A 16,006-nucleotide genomic window follows, 5' to 3' on the forward strand; every position below is an offset into this window, starting at 1 on the left:
GCCGTGACCAGGAGCGGCCCGGTGGGGTAGAGAAACCCGATCTGCAAGACGCGAGTCGCCGATCATCGGTGACTAGAGTGACGCCGTGCAAAATGGTGTGCGGGCCCAGGTGCCGGTGCTGTACGTGGCGGACGCCGACGCGGCCCGACAGTTCTACGAGAACTTCGGCTACACCGAGATCCGGGCCGGCGGCGACGGTGGATCGCGCTGGTCGTACCTGCGGTGCGGGGAGTTGACGCTGCTCCTGGCGGCGGTCACCCCGCGCCTGGTCACCGTGGAGTTGCCGCTGCTGGTCTACCTGTACGTCGACGACCTGACGGCGACCGCCGAACGGCTCACCGCCGCCGGGCACCATGTCGAGAAGGCCGGCTACCCGCAGCACGCGCCGGGCGGCGAGTGCCGGGTCACCGACCCCGACGGCAACGTGGTCGCCTTCGGGCAGCGGCAGGCCGTACCGCAGCAGGAGCGTGACCCGCAGGCGGGCGGCGAGGCGCGGTTCTCGCTGATCCGGGAGGCCGCCGAGGCGGTCGGCCGACGGGGTGGCGCACCGGCCCGCTGCCAGATCGGCGGCCCGCGCGGTGAGCCCTGTACCGAGCCGGCCGAGGTCAAGCTCGCCGACTCGTGGGGCGACACGGCGTGGAGCTGCATGGCGCACGCCGACGAGACGCTGCTGACCGCGCGCGGCGCGTTCCTGGCCACCGAGGACGGCACGGGCCTGGGCCCGTTCCTGCGGGCCCGTCAACCTCAGCCCGACCGTCAACCTCAGCCCGACCGTCAACCTCAGCCGGATCGGCAGGTTCCCGCACCCGCGCCGGGAGCCTGACCCAGCCCGCCGCCGTGCCGAGCCCGACCCGACCGGAGGCGCGGCGGGAGCGACCCCCGGGGTGCCGAGCCGCCTGTGCCGGGGCGGAGGCGGACGCAGGCCGGCGAGTCGGACGAGGACCTCCCCGATGACATCCGCATCGCCGACGATCCCATGTCCGGGGTCCGGGGCGAGAGGCTCAAGCCAGACGACACGCTGCCCTCCAGCGCGAAGATGGCTGCCGATGACAAGGTCGGCACGTCCACCATCCAGCTGGTCCACGTGCGGCTGGAGGCGTTGCGTGTCATTCGCCGGCACCGGGGCAAGGGCATCGTCATCGCCGACCCGAAGCTCTGCAGACGCGAACCCTGACCAGGCACCCCACCCCCACCCGCCCCTGCACGCCCTGCCCTCGTCGCCGATCCCTCGCCCCCCGGGCCCTGCCCGGTGATCAAGAGCTTTGCGTCAAGTGATCAAGAGGTTTACGTCAACTTCGATCTTTGACGTGACGCGAACCTCTTGATCACCAACAGCAGGGGCGTTCTGGGGGGCTGTTGCGGTCCGGCTCTGCCTGCAGGGGGCGTTCGCGTCGATTGGCTCCGTTGATCAAGAGGTTTACGTCACGTTGAAGATCGAAGTTGACGTAAACCTCTTGATCAACGGGGCGTGGCGGGTCGGGCGGGGCGGGTGGGGGTGGGGTGTGGGGGGTTGGGGGAAAGTGGGGGGAGCCGTGGGGGGTCGGGGGGCGTCCAAGGGGTATGACGAGATTTCGAGGTGTGTGGGTGGCGGTCGTGCCGGTGGTTCTGCTCACGGCTGCCTGCGCGGGACAGGACGGGGCGGGCGTGGCACCCGATGCGGCCCCTCTCACTCTTCCCGCCGACGTGGCGGTCCTGCAGATCGACCAGACGGGCGGCTTCGTGCGACCCGAGACGAACGTGACCCGGCTGCCGTCCGTCAGCGTCTACAGCGACGGACGGGTGATCACGCAGGGGCCGACCATCCTGAGCTATCCCGGCCCGGCGCTGCCCAACCTCCAGGTCCGCATGGTCAGCGCGGCCGAGGTGACCAGGCTGGTCGAGCAGGCCCGCGCGGCCGGGGTGGGCAGCTCCGTCGACGTGGGTACCCCGACGATCACCGACGTGACCACCACCCGCTTCACCATCCGGGAAACGGTCGGCAGCGAGCAGTTGGAGGTCTACGCCCTGGGCGAGGCCACCGGTCCCGAGGCCGGCCTGACCCCCGCCCAGCAGGCAGCCCGGGAGAAACTGCGGACCTTCGCCGACCGGCTGGCCGACCCGGGGAACGCGGCGACGCAGTCGTACCAGCCGACGGCGATCGCGGCGGTGGCCGCGCCCTGGGTGGCCACGCCGGAGACCGCGAAGCAGCCCAGGGTGGCCTGGCCCGGTCCGGCGCTGCCCGGTGCCAGCCTCGGCGCGGGGCTCGACCTGGGGTGTGTGACGGTCACCGGTGACGCCGTGAAGCAGCTGATCGACGCGGCCGGCAGGGCCAACGCGGCGACGGCGTGGACCTCCGGCGGGAAGCCCTGGGCGGTCACCCTGCGCCCGCTGCTGCCCGACGAGACCGACTGCGCCAGCCTCTCCGCCGGCCGCTGACGCCGGTGGGGAACCCCGGGCCGCCGATGCGCCGGCGCTGGCCGCCGCCGGGCCGGCCAGCGCGGTCGACGCCGTGGGCAACGCCCGGCCGCCATGGTGTCTGCGGTCTCGCGGCACGGCCGCAGGCACCTTCCTCGTCGGCTGCTCAGGGCATCGGCCCGGCAGACGGGTAGGGGCGGCTCAGGAGCCGAGCCGGTCGCTGAATGCTTTGCACCGTGCCTTCCAGTCCGACTCGTCGGTGCCGCCGAGGCACCGGATGAGCAGGGCACGGACCTCCGCGGTGAGCCGGAGCCGACGAATGTCGGCCTCGTGCTGTTCCAGCGCCGTGGCCAGCCGCCGTCGCGAGCCGACCTCGGACAGGTCCAGCTCAGCCAACGCCTGGACCGCCCCCGCCAGGTCCAACGACAGGAGCGACGGGATGAGCCGACGGGCGAGGCCGACATCATCGGAGCTGTTGGCGACCCGGACGCACTGTTCGAGGAAGTCCGGCTCGGCCGGACGCGGCGTGTAGAGGTCGGGCAGCAGTTGCAGAGTCAACCGCTGGACGCCCTGTTCGGTACTTCCCAACAGGCTCAACACCGTCTCCTCGTCGGCTGCCCGACGTTCGGCGAGTGCGCGTACCGCCTGCTTGCGCAGGCCCTTCTCCTCGACCTCGTCGATCGCGATCGTCGCCGCCACGGCCAGGTCGGCAGAGGTGAGGCGAGCCGGATCGCCGAACATCCGCGCGGCGAGGCTGCGCAGGTTCCGCTCTTCGAGACGGTTCAGCGAGAGTCCGAACAACGTGGCCAGTTGTCGTCGCAACTCCTCGCCGAACAGGTCGTAGGAGAATGGGATCACCGTGAACTGCCTGTCGCCCTCCAACTCTCGGATGATCTCCACGAGGCGCTTCTCGTTGGGGTTCGTCAGGGTCGAGAGGTCGGCGACGCTCTTCCTGAGCGTCAGATACGCCTTGTAGGTGTCCTCCAGACAGAAGACCAGGAACGGCTTGCCGGCCAGCAGCGCGGTGCGCAGTTCCGTCTCCCAGGTGATGGAGCCGTACTTCTCGACGATGACGAAGACGCACAGGTCCGCGTTCTGCACGGTGGAACGGGAGTTGCCCGCCCAGCTCGCCCCGGCCATGTTCAGATGGAGGACGCGGCCGGACTGGTAGTGCCAGGGCTCTGCGCCGTAGTCGCTGACGATCCTGACGAACTGGCCTTTGATCCGGTCGGTGTCGGATGCACCGCAGAGCATTATTTGCAGCACGGCAGTCCTCTTGTCGGATCTCTCGGGAACCGGCGGGTTCCTACGCTCGGGGGGCCGGCTCGGGCACCGCCGGACCGCCGAGGCACCGCAAATCTTCAAAAAATCTATACGGGTGTGTCAATGACAGGAACTCGACAGTGTGCTGGCGGAGTGGCGGCGGTTTCCCGCGCCGGGCTGCGACCGGTGGCCTGCGGCTGATCACCGGGACTTGTTTCCATAGGCAACCATCACTACATTGGGTTCGGGTGCCGCTGGGTTGCCGGGCGGCTGTTTGGCCTGAGCCGGGCTGTTGTCCACGCGTCGACACGGCGCGTCGACGCGCGAGCGACGTCACTGCTCCCGCGCCGTCGGTCCACACCGACGGCCAGCCGGAAGGACCCCTGTGAGGATCTCCCGTACCCGTATCACCGCCGTCGTGGCCGCCACCGCCACGGTGGCCGCGGCCGTCACCACCGTGCTCGCCGGCACCGCCTCGGCGGCCCAGGGCTGCCGGATCGACTACCAGCCCAACGAGTGGAGCGGCGGCTTCACCGCCAACGTCCGGGTCTCCCCGGGCGACACCGCCCTGAGCGGTTGGACCGTCACCTGGTCCTACCCGGGCGGGCAGCGGATCACCGGTGGCTGGAACGCCACGGTCAGCCAGGCCGGCACGACGGTCACCGCCCGCAACGCCGCCTGGAACGGCAGCGTCCCGGCCGGTGGTTCCACCGAGTTCGGCGTCCAGGGCACCAGCACCTCGGGTTCCGCCGCGCCGACCGGGTTCACGCTCAACGGCGTACCGTGCAACGGCGCTCCGCCGCCGACCACTACGCCTCCGCCCACCACGCCTCCGCCCACCACGCCGCCGCCCACGACCCCGCCGCCCACGACGCCTCCGCCGACTACGCCTCCGCCCACCACCCCGCCCCCCACGACCCCGCCGCCGACCACGCCGCCGCCGGCCGGGTGTGCCGGTGCGGTGCTCTGTGACGGCTTCGAGAACCAGAGCGGCTCGACGCCGTCCGGCGACTGGAGCGTGGTCAACCCGGACTGCTCCGGGACGGGCCGGGCCTCGGTGGACACGGCGACCACGCACAGCGGCAGCCGCTCGCTGCGCATCGACGGCGCGCAGGGCTACTGCAACCACGTCTTCGTGCGCTCCACCAAGGATCTCAGCGCGGTCGGCACCGTCCGGTACGGCCGGATCTGGCTGCGCCACACCACCGCCCTGCCGACCCAGCACGTCACCATGATGGCGATGACCGACGCCGCCGACGGCAACAAGGACCTGCGGATGGGCGGCCAGAACGCCGCGTTGCAGTGGAACCGGGCCTCCGACGACGCGACCCTGCCCGAGCAGAGCCCGTCCGGGGTGGCGCTGAGCGTGCCGCTGCCCACCGGCCGGTGGACGTGCCTGGAATTCATGGTCGACGGCAACCAGGGGCAGTTGCGCACCTGGCTGGACGGGGTCGCCGTCACCGGGCTGACCGCCGACGGGACGCCCACCCACGACATCGACAGCCAGTGGTACAACCGCACCTGGCGTCCCCGGCTGACCGACCTGAAGCTGGGTTGGGAAAGCTACGGCGAGGGCGCGGACACCCTCTGGTACGACGATGTCGCCCTGGGGGCCAGCCGGATCGGCTGCTGACCCGACCGGGACCGGGTGGCCGACCGGGCCGCCCGGTCCCGCGTGCACCGGGCATTTCAGCCGGCGGTGGCATGCCGATCATGGCGCGTTCATCCACGGTTGCCAGGCTGACCTCTGGTCGGCGGGGCTCGCCTCCCGCCAGAATGTGGCTGATCGGGACAACCATTCCGATCGATGCATTCCTGTCGGCCCCCGCGACCCGGAGGACCCGTTGAGCACTCCCGCGAACCCCGTCACCCCCGCCACCGCCCCGACCCCGCGCCCCCGCGCCCGCCGTCTGCCGGGCATCCTCGCGCTGCTGACCGCCCTGGTCGCCACGCTGCTCGTCGGACCGTCCGTGGTGACCCCGAGGCTGACCGACTCCGCGTCGGCGGCGGTCTACGGCTCCTGCACGATGTCCCGCTGCGCGGACGCCCGTACCGCCCGCTCCGGCTGGTCGGCCAAGGGATTCCCGACCAGCCGGGGCTGGTACAGCTGGAGCGGCGGCCTGTCGAACTTCGCCGGCGGCCAGTTCTACAACTACGAGGGGCAGCTGCCCGCCGGTGCCACCTACTACGAGTACGACGTCTACCCGCGGGTCTCCGGCGCGGCGCGCGACGCGTACCGCATCGTGGTGAACAAGAGCAGCGGAGCGACCTGGTTCTCTCCCGACCACTACGCGAACTTCTACCGGATCTGACCGAGGACCACCCGGGGCGGGCCGGTCCGCCGGCCCGCCCCGTCGAGCAGGAGGATGCACCATGACCGGACAGCGCCAGCCGGGCTGGCTACGGGTGACCGACGAGGCCCGGCCGTCGGGGCATCCGACGCCGTCGGTCACCGTGGCCGGGGCGGCGGCCCGTACCCGCCCCGCGCTGTTCGACGCGCTCGCCGACGTGCTCGACCTGCCCGGCTACTTCGGTCGTACCTGGGATGCGCTCGCCGACGTGCTGGCCGACCGGCTCGACGCCGGCCCGCTCACCCTGGAGGTGACCGACGCCGGCCTGCTGCTGGCCGACGAGCCGCCCGGTCAGCTCGGGACGCTGCTCGACGTGGTCGGCGGGGTGTCGGCCGGCGCCCGGGAGCCGATCTGCCTGCTGCTGCGCGACACCCCGCAGCGACTGCCCGAGCTGCGGCACCGGCTGCACGCCGTCCTCGGTGGCGGCGGGGTGGCCGTCCCACCCGGCGGCGCGGTGCGCTGAGCGCCCCGTCGCCACCGGCCCACCGTCGCCGTCCCGCCCGGCGGGGCGGTGGTGGGGTCAGTTGGGCTGGTCGAGGATTGCGCTGAACCGCTCCTCGGCCAGGTCGAGCTGGGCGAAGATGTGCCGTTTCACCGGTGCCGACAGCGGGGTGTCCGGCCTGGCGATCAGCTCCCGGTAGACCGGCACCAGCGGCCGGTACTTCGCCGCCGAGCGGGCCACCTTCGGTCCGACGGCGTAGACCACGCCCACCCCGTTGTCGGTGAAGTCGGAGATCTTGATGACCCGGGCCCAGGGTTCCCGGTCCAGGCTGGCCGCCACGTGCTCGCGGTACTGCACGTGCGGGTCCCGCTCCGGGTCGTACACCGGGTTGGTGACCGCGGCGACCAGCCGGGCCACCCGGTCGCCGAACCGGCCGGCCAGCGCGGCCAGCGCCGCCGCCGTCGGGTCGGCCGCGCCCGCGCCGGCCAGTTCGCCCGGGTGGTCCTCCACCGCGTCGTGCAGCAGTCCGGCGACGATCACGTCGGGGTCGCGCACCTGGTAGTGGTGCATCATCCGGATCGCCACCCGCAGCAGGTGGTTGAGGTACGGCTCGCGGGACCGCCGGTCGTCGCGGTGCAGCTCGGCGGCCAGGTCGAGGGCTTCGACCAGCCGCTCCCGGTCGGCCGTGGCGAAGGCCGGCAACTCCAGCCGGAACCGGGCCAGCAGGCCCGGTTCGCCGTGCAGCTCGGTGATCGCGTGCATCGGCATGGTGGCGAGGTACGGCGGGAACTCCATCGCCTACTTATAGCCGATCTTCACTGTCGGTCCGACCCCGTCATCGGGCATGTGACGGCCTCATTGCCGGCCGGAAAGGTGCTTGACCAGGCGAACTGTCGTCCCGTCAGGGCCGCCGTCGAGCTGTGCCTCGTCCATCAAGCGGGTCATGATCAGTCGTCCCCGGCCCCGGTCGCGTCCCTGCGACGGGCCCGCGCGCCAGCCGCCGGCGTCGTGGATCTCGACCTCCAGCCGCCCGGCGCGCAGCCGGGCCGACACCGTGACGCTCGTCCCGGGCGCGAACCGGCAGCCGTGCTCGATGGCGTTGGCGCACGCCTCCCCGACGGCGATCAGCACCACCTCCACGTCGGCCTCGTCGACCCCGGCCCCGGTGAGCCACGCCCGCAGCGCCTCGCGGGCGGGGGAGAGCTGGGCCGGATCGGCGGCCAGTGTCGTCCGGAACGCCGACGGCGCGCCGTCGGCGGTGATACCGGCCGACGCTGCCGGGTCGACGTGCGGTGCCGGGCCGGCCGCCGGATCGGGCCGGTCCGCCCCGACGTCGCGTCCACCGGCCACCCGGGTCCACCTCCCGCTGATCATCGTCGCCCGGGGTCGGCAGCCCGACCGTACCCGGGCCATTCTCCCTGTCCCGGCCCGCCGCCGGGCACCGCCCCTGGGCGCAATGCCCGGCGGCGGGGCTAGGAGGCCAGCCGCTCGCCGGGGCCGGGCACGACGAGCCCGGTGTCGGACTGGTTGATCTCCGACCAGACGGCGTCGAGGGAGAGGCCGAGGACGTCGGCGAGCACCGCGATGGTCGGGAACGCGGGGGTGGCCACCCGGCCGGACTCGATCTTCCGCAGGGTCTCCGGTGACAGCCCGGCGGCCAGCGCGGTGCCGAGCATCGACCGTTGTCCCCGGGCGCGACGCAGCAGGGCGCCGAGGCGTCGCCCGCGGGCGACCTCTGCGGGGGTGAGCGGCAGCCTGACCATGGCTGCGATTCTAGTACCGGGATAACATGGCCGGGATAATTATTGGTGGTCCACGGAAGGCGCCGCATGATCGAGATCCTGAGCCCCACCGACGTGCGGCGCGCACGGGACACCGGCGCGCTGGTCGCCGAGATCCTCCAGACACTCAGGAGCCGCAGCGTGGTCGGCACCAACCTGCTGGAGATCGACGCCTGGGCGCAGCGCATGATCGTCGACGCCGGGGCGACGTCCTGCTACGTCGACTATGCGCCGTCCTTCGGCCGCGGACCCTTCGGCCACTACATCTGCACCTCGGTCAACGACGCGGTGTTGCACGGGCTGCCGTACGACTACCACCTCGCCGACGGCGACCTGCTCTCCCTCGACCTCGCCGTCTCCCTCGGCGGGGTGGTCGCCGACTCGGCGATCAGCTTCCTGGTGGGCGACATCCGCCCCCCGGAGAGCGTCGCGCTGATCGACGCCACCGAGCGGGCGCTGCGCGCCGGGATCGCCGCCGCCGGCCCCGGCGCACGCGTCGGTGACCTCTCGCACGCCATCGGCACGGTCCTGCACGCGGCGGGATACCCGGTCAACACCGAGTTCGGCGGACACGGCGTCGGGTCGACCATGCACCAGGACCCGCACGTGTCGAACTCCGGCCGGCCCGGTCGCGGCTACCGGCTGCGTCCCGGGCTGCTGCTGGCCCTGGAACCCTGGATCATGGCCGACACCGCCACCCTCGTCACCGACGCCGACGGCTGGACGCTGCGCAGCGCCACCGGCTGCCGCACGGCACACAGCGAACACACCATCGCCATCACCCCCGAGGGCGCGGAGGTGCTCACCCTGCCGAGGTGACCCCGGTCGGGCCGCGCCGACGGACGGCGCGGCCCGACGCAGGCTGCTCACAACGGCAGTCGGCCGGCCCCGACGAACGGCCCCACCACCAGCGGCACCAGCGGCGCGGGCACCGGCTGCGCCGCGCGCAGGGTCGGCGTCCACCCGGCGTCGCCGCCCAGGTCCGGGTCGTGGGTCACGTTGTACGCGGCCACCAGGTCGACCGGACGGGGCAGCGCGCCGTGCGCGTCCACCCAGTTGCCCCGGGTGGTGACGGCGGTGCCACCCCAGTCGTAGAGCAGGTTGCCGGGGGCGATGCCGGCACCGAGGGTGAAGAAGTTGTTCTCCACGTACGCGGCGGACTGCACGCCCACCCCGATCGCGTACACGAAGTCGTCGCCGGCCAGCCGGTACCAGTTGTTGTAGACGTCGACCTGACCGAACCGGACCCGGGGCAGCCGCTGGAGCACCCGGTCGAACAGGTTGTGGTGCAGCGTCACCTTCAACCTGCCGACGTCCGGCCCGACGGTGTTGGACGAGCCGATCAGCATCAGCTTGTCCCGCCCGGAGAACCGGTTGTACGAGGCGGTCACCAGGCTGGCCGTGTGGGTGACGTCCAACGACCCGTCGTGCACCTGGTAGGGCCGGCCGAAGTACACCGGCTGGGCGCTGTCCGGGTTGTCGCCGTCGGTGAAGGTGTTGTGGTCGACCCAGACGTGCTCGCTGCGGCGTACCGAGATCTGGTCGTACTGGGAGTTCCAGTTGCCGGTCGCGCCGTCGGTGGGGGACCAGGCCGGGAAGCAGTCCCGGGCGTCGTCGAAGGTCAGGTTGCGGACGATCACGTTGCTCGCCCCGTCGATCATCAGGGTCAGCCCGGTGAGGACCGCCCCGCGCCGCCCCACGATGGTGGTGTTGGGGCCGACGTTGATCTGCGTCTGCCGGGTCTGGTTGGCCACCGACCGCACCCGGGCCGCCTCCAACGCCCCGGTCGGCGGCACCATCCCCCACACCGCCGGGTCGTACGCGGCCAGGTAGGCGGGCAGGCTGTACTCCGGGTCGGCCAGGTCGGCGCAGCCGAGCAGGTGGCCGTCGTCGGCGGCGAACCCGTCGACGGTGCCGTCGACGACGATCACCTTCGGGGTGGCGTTGCTCTTGTTGGTGGCGTTGTCGCCGCCCAGCGCCCGGACCAGGTCGGCCCGGCTGCGCACCAGGTGGACCTGATCCGGGGCGGCCGTCGCGCCGCCGGTGGTGCCGGGGCCCTCGGCCGCCCAGCCGTCGCCGGCCGGCAGGGTCTGCCTGGCGATCCGTTCGACCGCCCGGGGTGGCCCGTCGGGTGGCGCGGCGGATGCGGCGGTCCCCGAACTCAGCAGGAGGGTGAGGGCGACCAGGGCCGCCCCGGTGGTGCGTGGACGCATGGGACTCTCCCGAAGGGTGGTGGTGGGTGGCGGGTCAGTCGTCCTGGGCCGCCAGGGGGATACGCGCCGGCGGCACCGCCCACGGCACCGCCAGTTCCGACAGCAGCGCCCCCTGCCCGGCGGCCCGGCGCAGCGCCGCGTTGATCCCGGGCACCGTCACCACCCGTTCCGGCCCGCTGCCGGTGACTGTGACCAGGTCACCGTCGAGCAGGGTCGGCTCGGGGGCGCGTTGCACCTGTTCCAGCACGGCGGTGAACGGCGCGGTGCGGGCCAGCGGGGCGATCAGCGGGGTGCCGGCCGGGTCGGCGCGGTGGGCGAGCAGGTTCTCCAGCAGCCCCCGCCGCCCCGGCACCTGCCGGGGGTGCGGGTCACCGGGCAGCAGTAGCCGGTCGGTGGGGTACTCCAGCACCGCCCGCCCGGCGGTGCCGGTCACGATCACCTCACCGGCGACGAAGTCCTCCCCGGCCAGGGTCACCGCCGCCACGATCGGCGGCCCGTCCGGGGTGACGATGCGCAGGGTGGCCGTGTCGTCCACCTCGATCGGCCGGACCCGGTAGCGCTCCAGCTCGATGCGGGACGGCCGGACCGGCCCGCCGGTCACCGTCTGGGCGACCGCCAGGCACTGCATCACCGCGTGCGCCAGCGGATTGGCCAGCGCCCCGTCGAGCACCGGCCGGCCGTGCAGGCTGCGCCGGCCGGCCCACGGCGAGCGGGCGTAGTAGCCGTCGGGGCGTTGCCAGCAGGCGACCGTGCCGATGCCGGTGACGGTGCCCAGCCGGCCCTGCCCGAGGGCGGCCGACAGCTGCGCCAGCGCCATCGAGCCGAGCGCCTGGAAGCCGACCTGGCAGGCCCGGCCGGTCGCGGCCAGCTCCCCGGCCAGCGTGCGGTGTTCGGCGGTGGACAGCACCGGCGGCTTCTCCAGCAGCAGGTCCGCGTCGGCGGCGAGCACGTCCAGGGCGATCGGCAGGTGGGTGTGCGGCGGGGTGCAGACGATCACCACGTCGGGGCGGGCGGCGGTGAGCATCTCCCGGTGGTCGGTGTGCACCGTGGTTCCGGGCGGCACCGGCGCGGCCGGCTCGTCCTCGATCGGCCGCACGTCCACCAGCGCCACCAGCCGCAGCCGTCCCGCCGCGTGCAGCGGGGCGACACTGCGCCGGTGCCAGCGGCCGTGGCCGTTCGCGCCGACGATCGCCACCCGGGGCACGGCCGTGGCGTCGGGCCCGGCCGGGCTGGCCGACGGGGCCCCGGTCGGGGTGGCCGGCATGCCCCGGGCGGCGGCGGGCCCGTCGACGGCGGCCGGCGGCACCGGGGCGGTCACGCCGCACCGGCCAGGACCGCCGCCACCGGGTGGGTACGCAACGCGCCCAACCAACCGGCGACGTCGGCGCGGAACCCGTCGTCGTCGGCGAGCACGGCCGGGAAGACCTCGGACAGGGCGAACACCGCCCCGACCGTGCCGGCGGGGGTGCCGTCGGCGGCGGCGAGCGCGGCGGTGATCCGCCCGGCCAGCGGGTCGTCCAGCGGCAGCACCGTGCCGTCGTCGGCCCGCCCGTCGAGGAACCGCAGCCAGGCTGCCACGACCAGCGCCGACCAGTACGCCGGCCGGCCCTGCGCGCGCAGGTCGGCGGCGGTGTGCAGGACCCGCTGCGGCAGCTTCTGCGAGCCGTCCATGGCCACCTGGAGGGTGCGGTGCCGGATCGCCGGGTTGGCGAACCGGGCCAGCACCTCGTCGCCGTAGTCGGTGACCCGTACCCCCTCGGGTGGGGTGAAGCTTTCGGCCACGTCGTCGGCGACGAACCGGCGCAGCACGTCGGTCAGGCCGGGCAGCGCCAGCGCGTCCGCGATCGTCTCGTGGCCGGCCACCGCCCCCAGGTAGGCCACCGCCGAGTGGACGCCGTTGAGGCCGCGCAGCTTCAGCCGCTCCCACGGGCCGGCGTCGGTGGTGAGCACCGCGCCGGCCTGCTCCCACCGGGGCCGGCCGCCGGGGAAGTCGTCCTCGACGACCCACTTCAGGTACGGCTCGGCGGCCACCGCCGCCAGGTCGGTGACGCCCAGCGCGGCGCGGGCCACCGCCAGCGTCGCGTCGGTGCTGGCCGGAACGATCCGGTCCACCATCGTGCCGGGGAAGCTGACCTGCCCGGCGAGGGCGTCCTGGACGGCGTCCGGGACCCCGGCCAGGGCGAGTGACTGCTGCACCAGGCCGCGCAGCCGACGCCCGTTGGACGGCAGGTTGTCGCAGCTGACCAGCGCGATCGGCCCCGCCTGGGCGGCGGCGCGGGCGAGCAGACCACGGACCAGCAGACCGGGCACGGTGACCGGGGGCCGGTCGGTGGTCAGGTCGAGGGTCAGCTCGTCGTCGGCGCGCAACGCGCCGGAGACCGGGTCGAGCCGGTACGCCTTCTCGGTCACCGTCAGCGTCACCACCCGGATCGCCGGGTCGGCGAGCAACGCGACCACCGCCGCCGGGTCGCTGGCGGCGTGCCGGACCCCGGCCAGCGCGCCGACCACCCGGGTGGCCGACCGGTCGGCGGCCAGCGTGGTGACGCTGAACAGGGCGTCCTGCGCGGCGAGCGCCTCGACCAGCGTGGTGCTGCGCGGGGCGACGCCGACGATGCCCCAGTCACCGCCGGCCGCGTCGATCGCCGCCTCGGTGCAGACCGCCTGGTGGGCCCGGTGGAACGCGCCGAGTCCCAGGTGGACGATGCCGGCCGGCACGGTGCCCGGCCGGACCAGCGGTCGGCTCTGCTCGGGCAGCCGGTGCAGGGTGGCCAGGCCCAGCCGGTCGGTGTCCACGGTCACCGCCACACCGGGCCGTCCGGGAAGCGGAACCGCGCGACCGACTCGGGGCGCATGGTGGCGCTGTAGCCGGGGGCGGTGGGCAGCAGGTACCGGCCGCCCCGGGTGCGGACCGGGTCGACGAAGTGCTCGTGCAGGTGGTCGACGTACTCGACCATCCGTCCGTCCAGGCTGGTGCCGACCCGCAGGTAGTCGAAGATCGCCAGGTGCTGCACGTACTCGCAGAGGCCGACACCGCCGGCGTGCGGGCAGACCGGCACCCCGAACTTCGCCGCCAGCAGGATCTCGGCCAGCACCTCGTTGACCCCGGCGACCCGGCAGGCGTCGATCTGCATCACGCCGATCGCCTCGGCCTGGAGCAGCTGCTTGAAGATCACCCGGTTGGCGGCCACCTCGCCGGTGGCGACCCGGCACCGGCCGTCGGTCAGCCCGGTCACCGCGCGGGCGATCCGGGCGTGGCCGAGGATGTCGTCGGCGTGCGTCGGCTCCTCGATCCAGTACGGGTCGACCTCGGCCAGCGCGGTCATGTTGGTGATCGCCTCGTCGACGTCCCAGACCTGGTTGGCGTCCATCATCAGCAGCGCGTCCGGGCCGATCTCGGCCCGGATGATCCTTGCCCGGCGCAGGTCGTCGGCGGGCGGGCCGCCGACCTTCATCTTCATCGCCCGCCACCCCTGGGCGTACGCCTCGCGGGTCAGCGCCCGCACCTTGTCGTCCGGATACCCCAGCCACCCCACCGAGGTGGTGTACGACGGGAAACCGTCCTGCTCCAGCACGGCGAGCCGGTCCGCCGCCCCGACCAGCCCCTTGTCGAGCAGGGTGGCCGCCTCGTCGGGGGTGAGCGCGTCGGTGATGTGGTGGAAGTCGATGTTGGCGACCAGCTCGTCGGTGGACAGCTCGGCGAGGTAGCGCCACATCGGCTTGCCGGCGAGCTTGGCCCGTAGGTCCCAGACCGCGTTGACCAGCGCGCCGGCGGCCATGTGGATGACCCCCTTCTCCGGCCCCAGCCAGCGCAGCTGCACGTCGGCGGTGAGCGACCGCCAGAACGCCACCGGTTCGGCGGCGATCTCGGCGACGGTGCGTCCCCGGACGTGGTGGGCGAGGGCCTCGATCGCCGCGCAGGTGATCTCGTTGCCCCGGCCGTTGGTGAAGGTGAACCCGGCGCCCGTCGGCCCGTCGTCGGTGCGCAGCTCGACGTAGCTGGCCGAGTAGTCACCCCGGTTGATCGCGTCGGAGCCGTCGCCGGCCGCCGCCGTCGGGAACCGGACGTCGTGCACGTCGACGTCGGTGATCCTGGTGCTCATGCGGACTCCCCGAACTTGAAGACCTTCTTGGGCAACCGGTACGCCAGGTCGACGACCGTCTCGGCGGCCTCGTCCTCGCTCAGCCGGTGCTCGGCGACGAGGCGGGCCAGGAAACCGGCGTCGATCCGGCGGGCCACGTCGTGGCGGACCGGGATGGAGCAGAACGCGCGGGTGTCGTCGACGAACCCGGCGGTGTTGTAGAACCCGGCGGACTCGGTGACCGCCTCCCGGAACCGGCGCAGCACCTCCGGGGAGTCCAGGAACCACCAGGGTGCGCCGAGGTAGAGGGCGGCGTAGCCGCCGGCCAGCGGGGCCAGTTCCCGGGTGAACGTGTACTCGTCGAGGGTGTAGAGCACCACCCGCAGGCGGGGGTCGTTGCCGTACGCGTCGAGCAGCGGGGCCAGCGCGTGCACGTACTCGGTGGCGTGCGGGACGTCCCCGCCGACGTCGCGGCCGTGGGTGGCGTACAGCTTGCGGTTGTGGTTGCGCACCGCCCCGGGGTGCAGTTGCAGCACCAGCCCGTCGTCGAGCGACATCCGGGCGAACTCCACCAGCATGTGCGCCCGGAACGCCTCGGCGTCGGCGGCGTCGGCCAGTCCGCGCCGGCCCCGGTCGTAGAGCCGCGCGGCCTCGTCGGCGTCGAGCATGAGCGTCCGGGCGGTGGGGTGGCCGTGGTCGGAGGAGGTCGCGCCGGCCGCGACGAACGCCGCCCGGCGGGCCCGCAGCGCGTCCAGGTAGCCGGCGTAGGTGCCGGTGTCGACGCCGGCCACCTCGCCGAGCCGGGCCACGTTGTCGGCCCAGCCGTCGAACTCCATGTCCACGACGTTGTCGGGGCGGAACGTGGTGACCACCCGGCCGCCCGGACCGCCCCAGCCGTCGGCGGCGAGCTTGGCGTGCGCGGCGAGGTCGTCCAGCGGGGACTCGGTGGTGGCGAGCACCTCGATGCGGAACCGGGTGAACAGCGCCCGGGGCCGGAACTGCGGCTCGGCGAGCCGGGCGGCCAGCGCGTCGTAGACGGTGTCGGCGGTGGCCGGGCTGAGCGCGGTGTCCACCCCGAACACGTCGGTGAAGGTGCGTTCCAGCCACAGCCGCGACGGGGTGCCCCGGAACAGGTGCCAGTGGTCGGCGAAGCGCCGCCAGATGGTCCGGCCGTCGGTCTCCACCGGGCTGCCGTCGACGCTGGGCACCCCCAGCTCGGCCGGCGGCACCCCCTGGCTGAGCAGCATCCGGGTGAGGTAGTGGTCGGGCACGATCAGCAGCCGGGCCGGGTCCGGGAAGGGGCGGTCCTCGGCCAGCAGCGCCGGGTCGACGTGCCCGTGCGGCGAGATGATCGGCTGCGGGCCGGCGAGGGCGTACAGCTCGCGGGCGATGGCCCGGACGCCCGGGTCGGTCGGCAGGAGCAGGTCGGGAGAGGTCGGCACGTCGGGGGACTCCTCGGGTGCGGGCGGAGGGTCGGCGGTTC

Annotated in this window: 16 protein-coding genes; 7 read left to right on the forward strand and 9 right to left on the reverse strand. The window is 73.4% G+C overall.

The window, feature by feature from the left end; translation table 11 throughout:
- Positions 1–85 precede the first annotated feature (85 nt).
- From ACWCHM_RS10155 to ACWCHM_RS10165, 3 genes are all read left to right on the forward strand, one after another.
- On the forward strand, positions 86–823 hold the full coding sequence (locus ACWCHM_RS10155; protein WP_454222210.1) for a VOC family protein: 738 nt from the start codon (positions 86–88) through the stop codon (positions 821–823).
- 75 nt (positions 824–898) lie between these two features.
- On the forward strand, positions 899–1,174 hold the full coding sequence (locus tag ACWCHM_RS10160; protein ID WP_454222211.1) for a GntR family transcriptional regulator: 276 nt from the start codon (positions 899–901) through the stop codon (positions 1,172–1,174).
- A gap of 386 nt (positions 1,175–1,560) precedes the next feature.
- Positions 1,561–2,415, forward strand: a complete 855-nt coding sequence (locus ACWCHM_RS10165; protein ID WP_454222213.1) for a hypothetical protein — start codon at positions 1,561–1,563, stop codon at positions 2,413–2,415.
- Between the two features lie 180 nt (positions 2,416–2,595).
- Here the strand turns inward: ACWCHM_RS10165 and ACWCHM_RS10170 are convergent, their stop codons facing one another.
- Complete coding sequence (locus ACWCHM_RS10170) at positions 2,596–3,648, reverse strand: hypothetical protein (protein WP_204960543.1); 1,053 nt, start codon at positions 3,646–3,648, stop codon at positions 2,596–2,598.
- Positions 3,649–4,042: 394 nt separating this feature from the next.
- Here ACWCHM_RS10170 and ACWCHM_RS10175 point away from each other — a divergent pair, with 394 nt between their 5' ends.
- The 3 genes from ACWCHM_RS10175 (at position 4,043) to ACWCHM_RS10185 (ending at position 6,471) form a co-directional block, all read left to right on the forward strand.
- Entirely contained in the window at positions 4,043–5,290 is a 1,248-nt protein-coding gene (locus ACWCHM_RS10175) for a cellulose-binding domain-containing protein (protein WP_454222215.1), read from the forward strand.
- 277 nt (positions 5,291–5,567) lie between these two features.
- Positions 5,568–5,969: a ribonuclease domain-containing protein gene (locus ACWCHM_RS10180; RefSeq protein ID WP_308447890.1), complete on the forward strand. Its 402-nt coding sequence runs from the start codon at positions 5,568–5,570 to the stop codon at positions 5,967–5,969.
- 61 nt (positions 5,970–6,030) lie between these two features.
- Complete coding sequence (locus ACWCHM_RS10185) at positions 6,031–6,471, forward strand: barstar family protein (RefSeq protein ID WP_454222217.1); 441 nt, start codon at positions 6,031–6,033, stop codon at positions 6,469–6,471.
- A 57-nt stretch (positions 6,472–6,528) separates the two neighbouring features.
- On the opposite strand, the gene ACWCHM_RS10190 is transcribed toward ACWCHM_RS10185, so the two are convergent.
- The 3 genes from ACWCHM_RS10190 to ACWCHM_RS10200 all read right to left on the reverse strand — a co-directional run bounded on the left by ACWCHM_RS10190 (position 6,529) and on the right by ACWCHM_RS10200 (position 8,213).
- Positions 6,529–7,245, reverse strand: a complete 717-nt coding sequence (locus tag ACWCHM_RS10190; RefSeq protein WP_204960545.1) for an HD domain-containing protein — start codon at positions 7,243–7,245, stop codon at positions 6,529–6,531.
- Positions 7,246–7,305: 60 nt separating this feature from the next.
- Positions 7,306–7,800, reverse strand: a complete 495-nt coding sequence (locus ACWCHM_RS10195) for an ATP-binding protein (RefSeq protein WP_281897014.1) — start codon at positions 7,798–7,800, stop codon at positions 7,306–7,308.
- Between the two features lie 122 nt (positions 7,801–7,922).
- A complete protein-coding gene (locus tag ACWCHM_RS10200) occupies positions 7,923–8,213 on the reverse strand; it encodes a helix-turn-helix domain-containing protein (protein ID WP_204960547.1) in 291 nt (96 codons plus the stop codon).
- A gap of 66 nt (positions 8,214–8,279) precedes the next feature.
- On the opposite strand from ACWCHM_RS10200, the gene map reads away from it, so the two are divergent.
- On the forward strand, positions 8,280–9,050 hold the full coding sequence (gene map, locus ACWCHM_RS10205; RefSeq protein WP_281897016.1) for a type I methionyl aminopeptidase: 771 nt from the start codon (positions 8,280–8,282) through the stop codon (positions 9,048–9,050).
- Positions 9,051–9,097: 47 nt separating this feature from the next.
- Here map and ACWCHM_RS10210 read toward each other — a convergent pair whose 3' ends face one another.
- The 5 genes from ACWCHM_RS10210 to uxaC are packed head-to-tail and all read right to left on the reverse strand — an operon-like array spanning position 9,098 to position 15,965.
- Positions 9,098–10,444, reverse strand: coding sequence for a pectate lyase family protein (locus ACWCHM_RS10210; protein ID WP_421488227.1), 1,347 nt, complete (start codon positions 10,442–10,444; stop codon positions 9,098–9,100).
- Positions 10,445–10,478: 34 nt separating this feature from the next.
- Entirely contained in the window at positions 10,479–11,762 is a 1,284-nt protein-coding gene (locus tag ACWCHM_RS10215; RefSeq protein ID WP_454222221.1) for a Gfo/Idh/MocA family protein, read from the reverse strand.
- On the reverse strand, positions 11,759–13,249 hold the full coding sequence (locus tag ACWCHM_RS10220; RefSeq protein WP_454222222.1) for a mannitol dehydrogenase family protein: 1,491 nt from the start codon (positions 13,247–13,249) through the stop codon (positions 11,759–11,761). Before ACWCHM_RS10220 ends, ACWCHM_RS10215 begins: the two co-directional genes overlap by 4 nt.
- Entirely contained in the window at positions 13,240–14,544 is a 1,305-nt protein-coding gene (locus tag ACWCHM_RS10225; RefSeq protein WP_281897027.1) for an enolase C-terminal domain-like protein, read from the reverse strand. Before ACWCHM_RS10225 ends, ACWCHM_RS10220 begins: the two co-directional genes overlap by 10 nt.
- The gene (gene uxaC, locus ACWCHM_RS10230) at positions 14,541–15,965 is read right to left on the reverse strand and encodes a glucuronate isomerase (RefSeq protein WP_281897028.1); all 1,425 of its coding nucleotides are present in this window, start codon (positions 15,963–15,965) and stop codon (positions 14,541–14,543) included. The genes ACWCHM_RS10225 and uxaC overlap by 4 nt, the downstream gene beginning before the upstream one ends.
- Positions 15,966–16,006 lie beyond the last annotated feature (41 nt).

It is taken from the genome of Micromonospora sp. SCSIO 07396 (assembly GCF_053667945.1).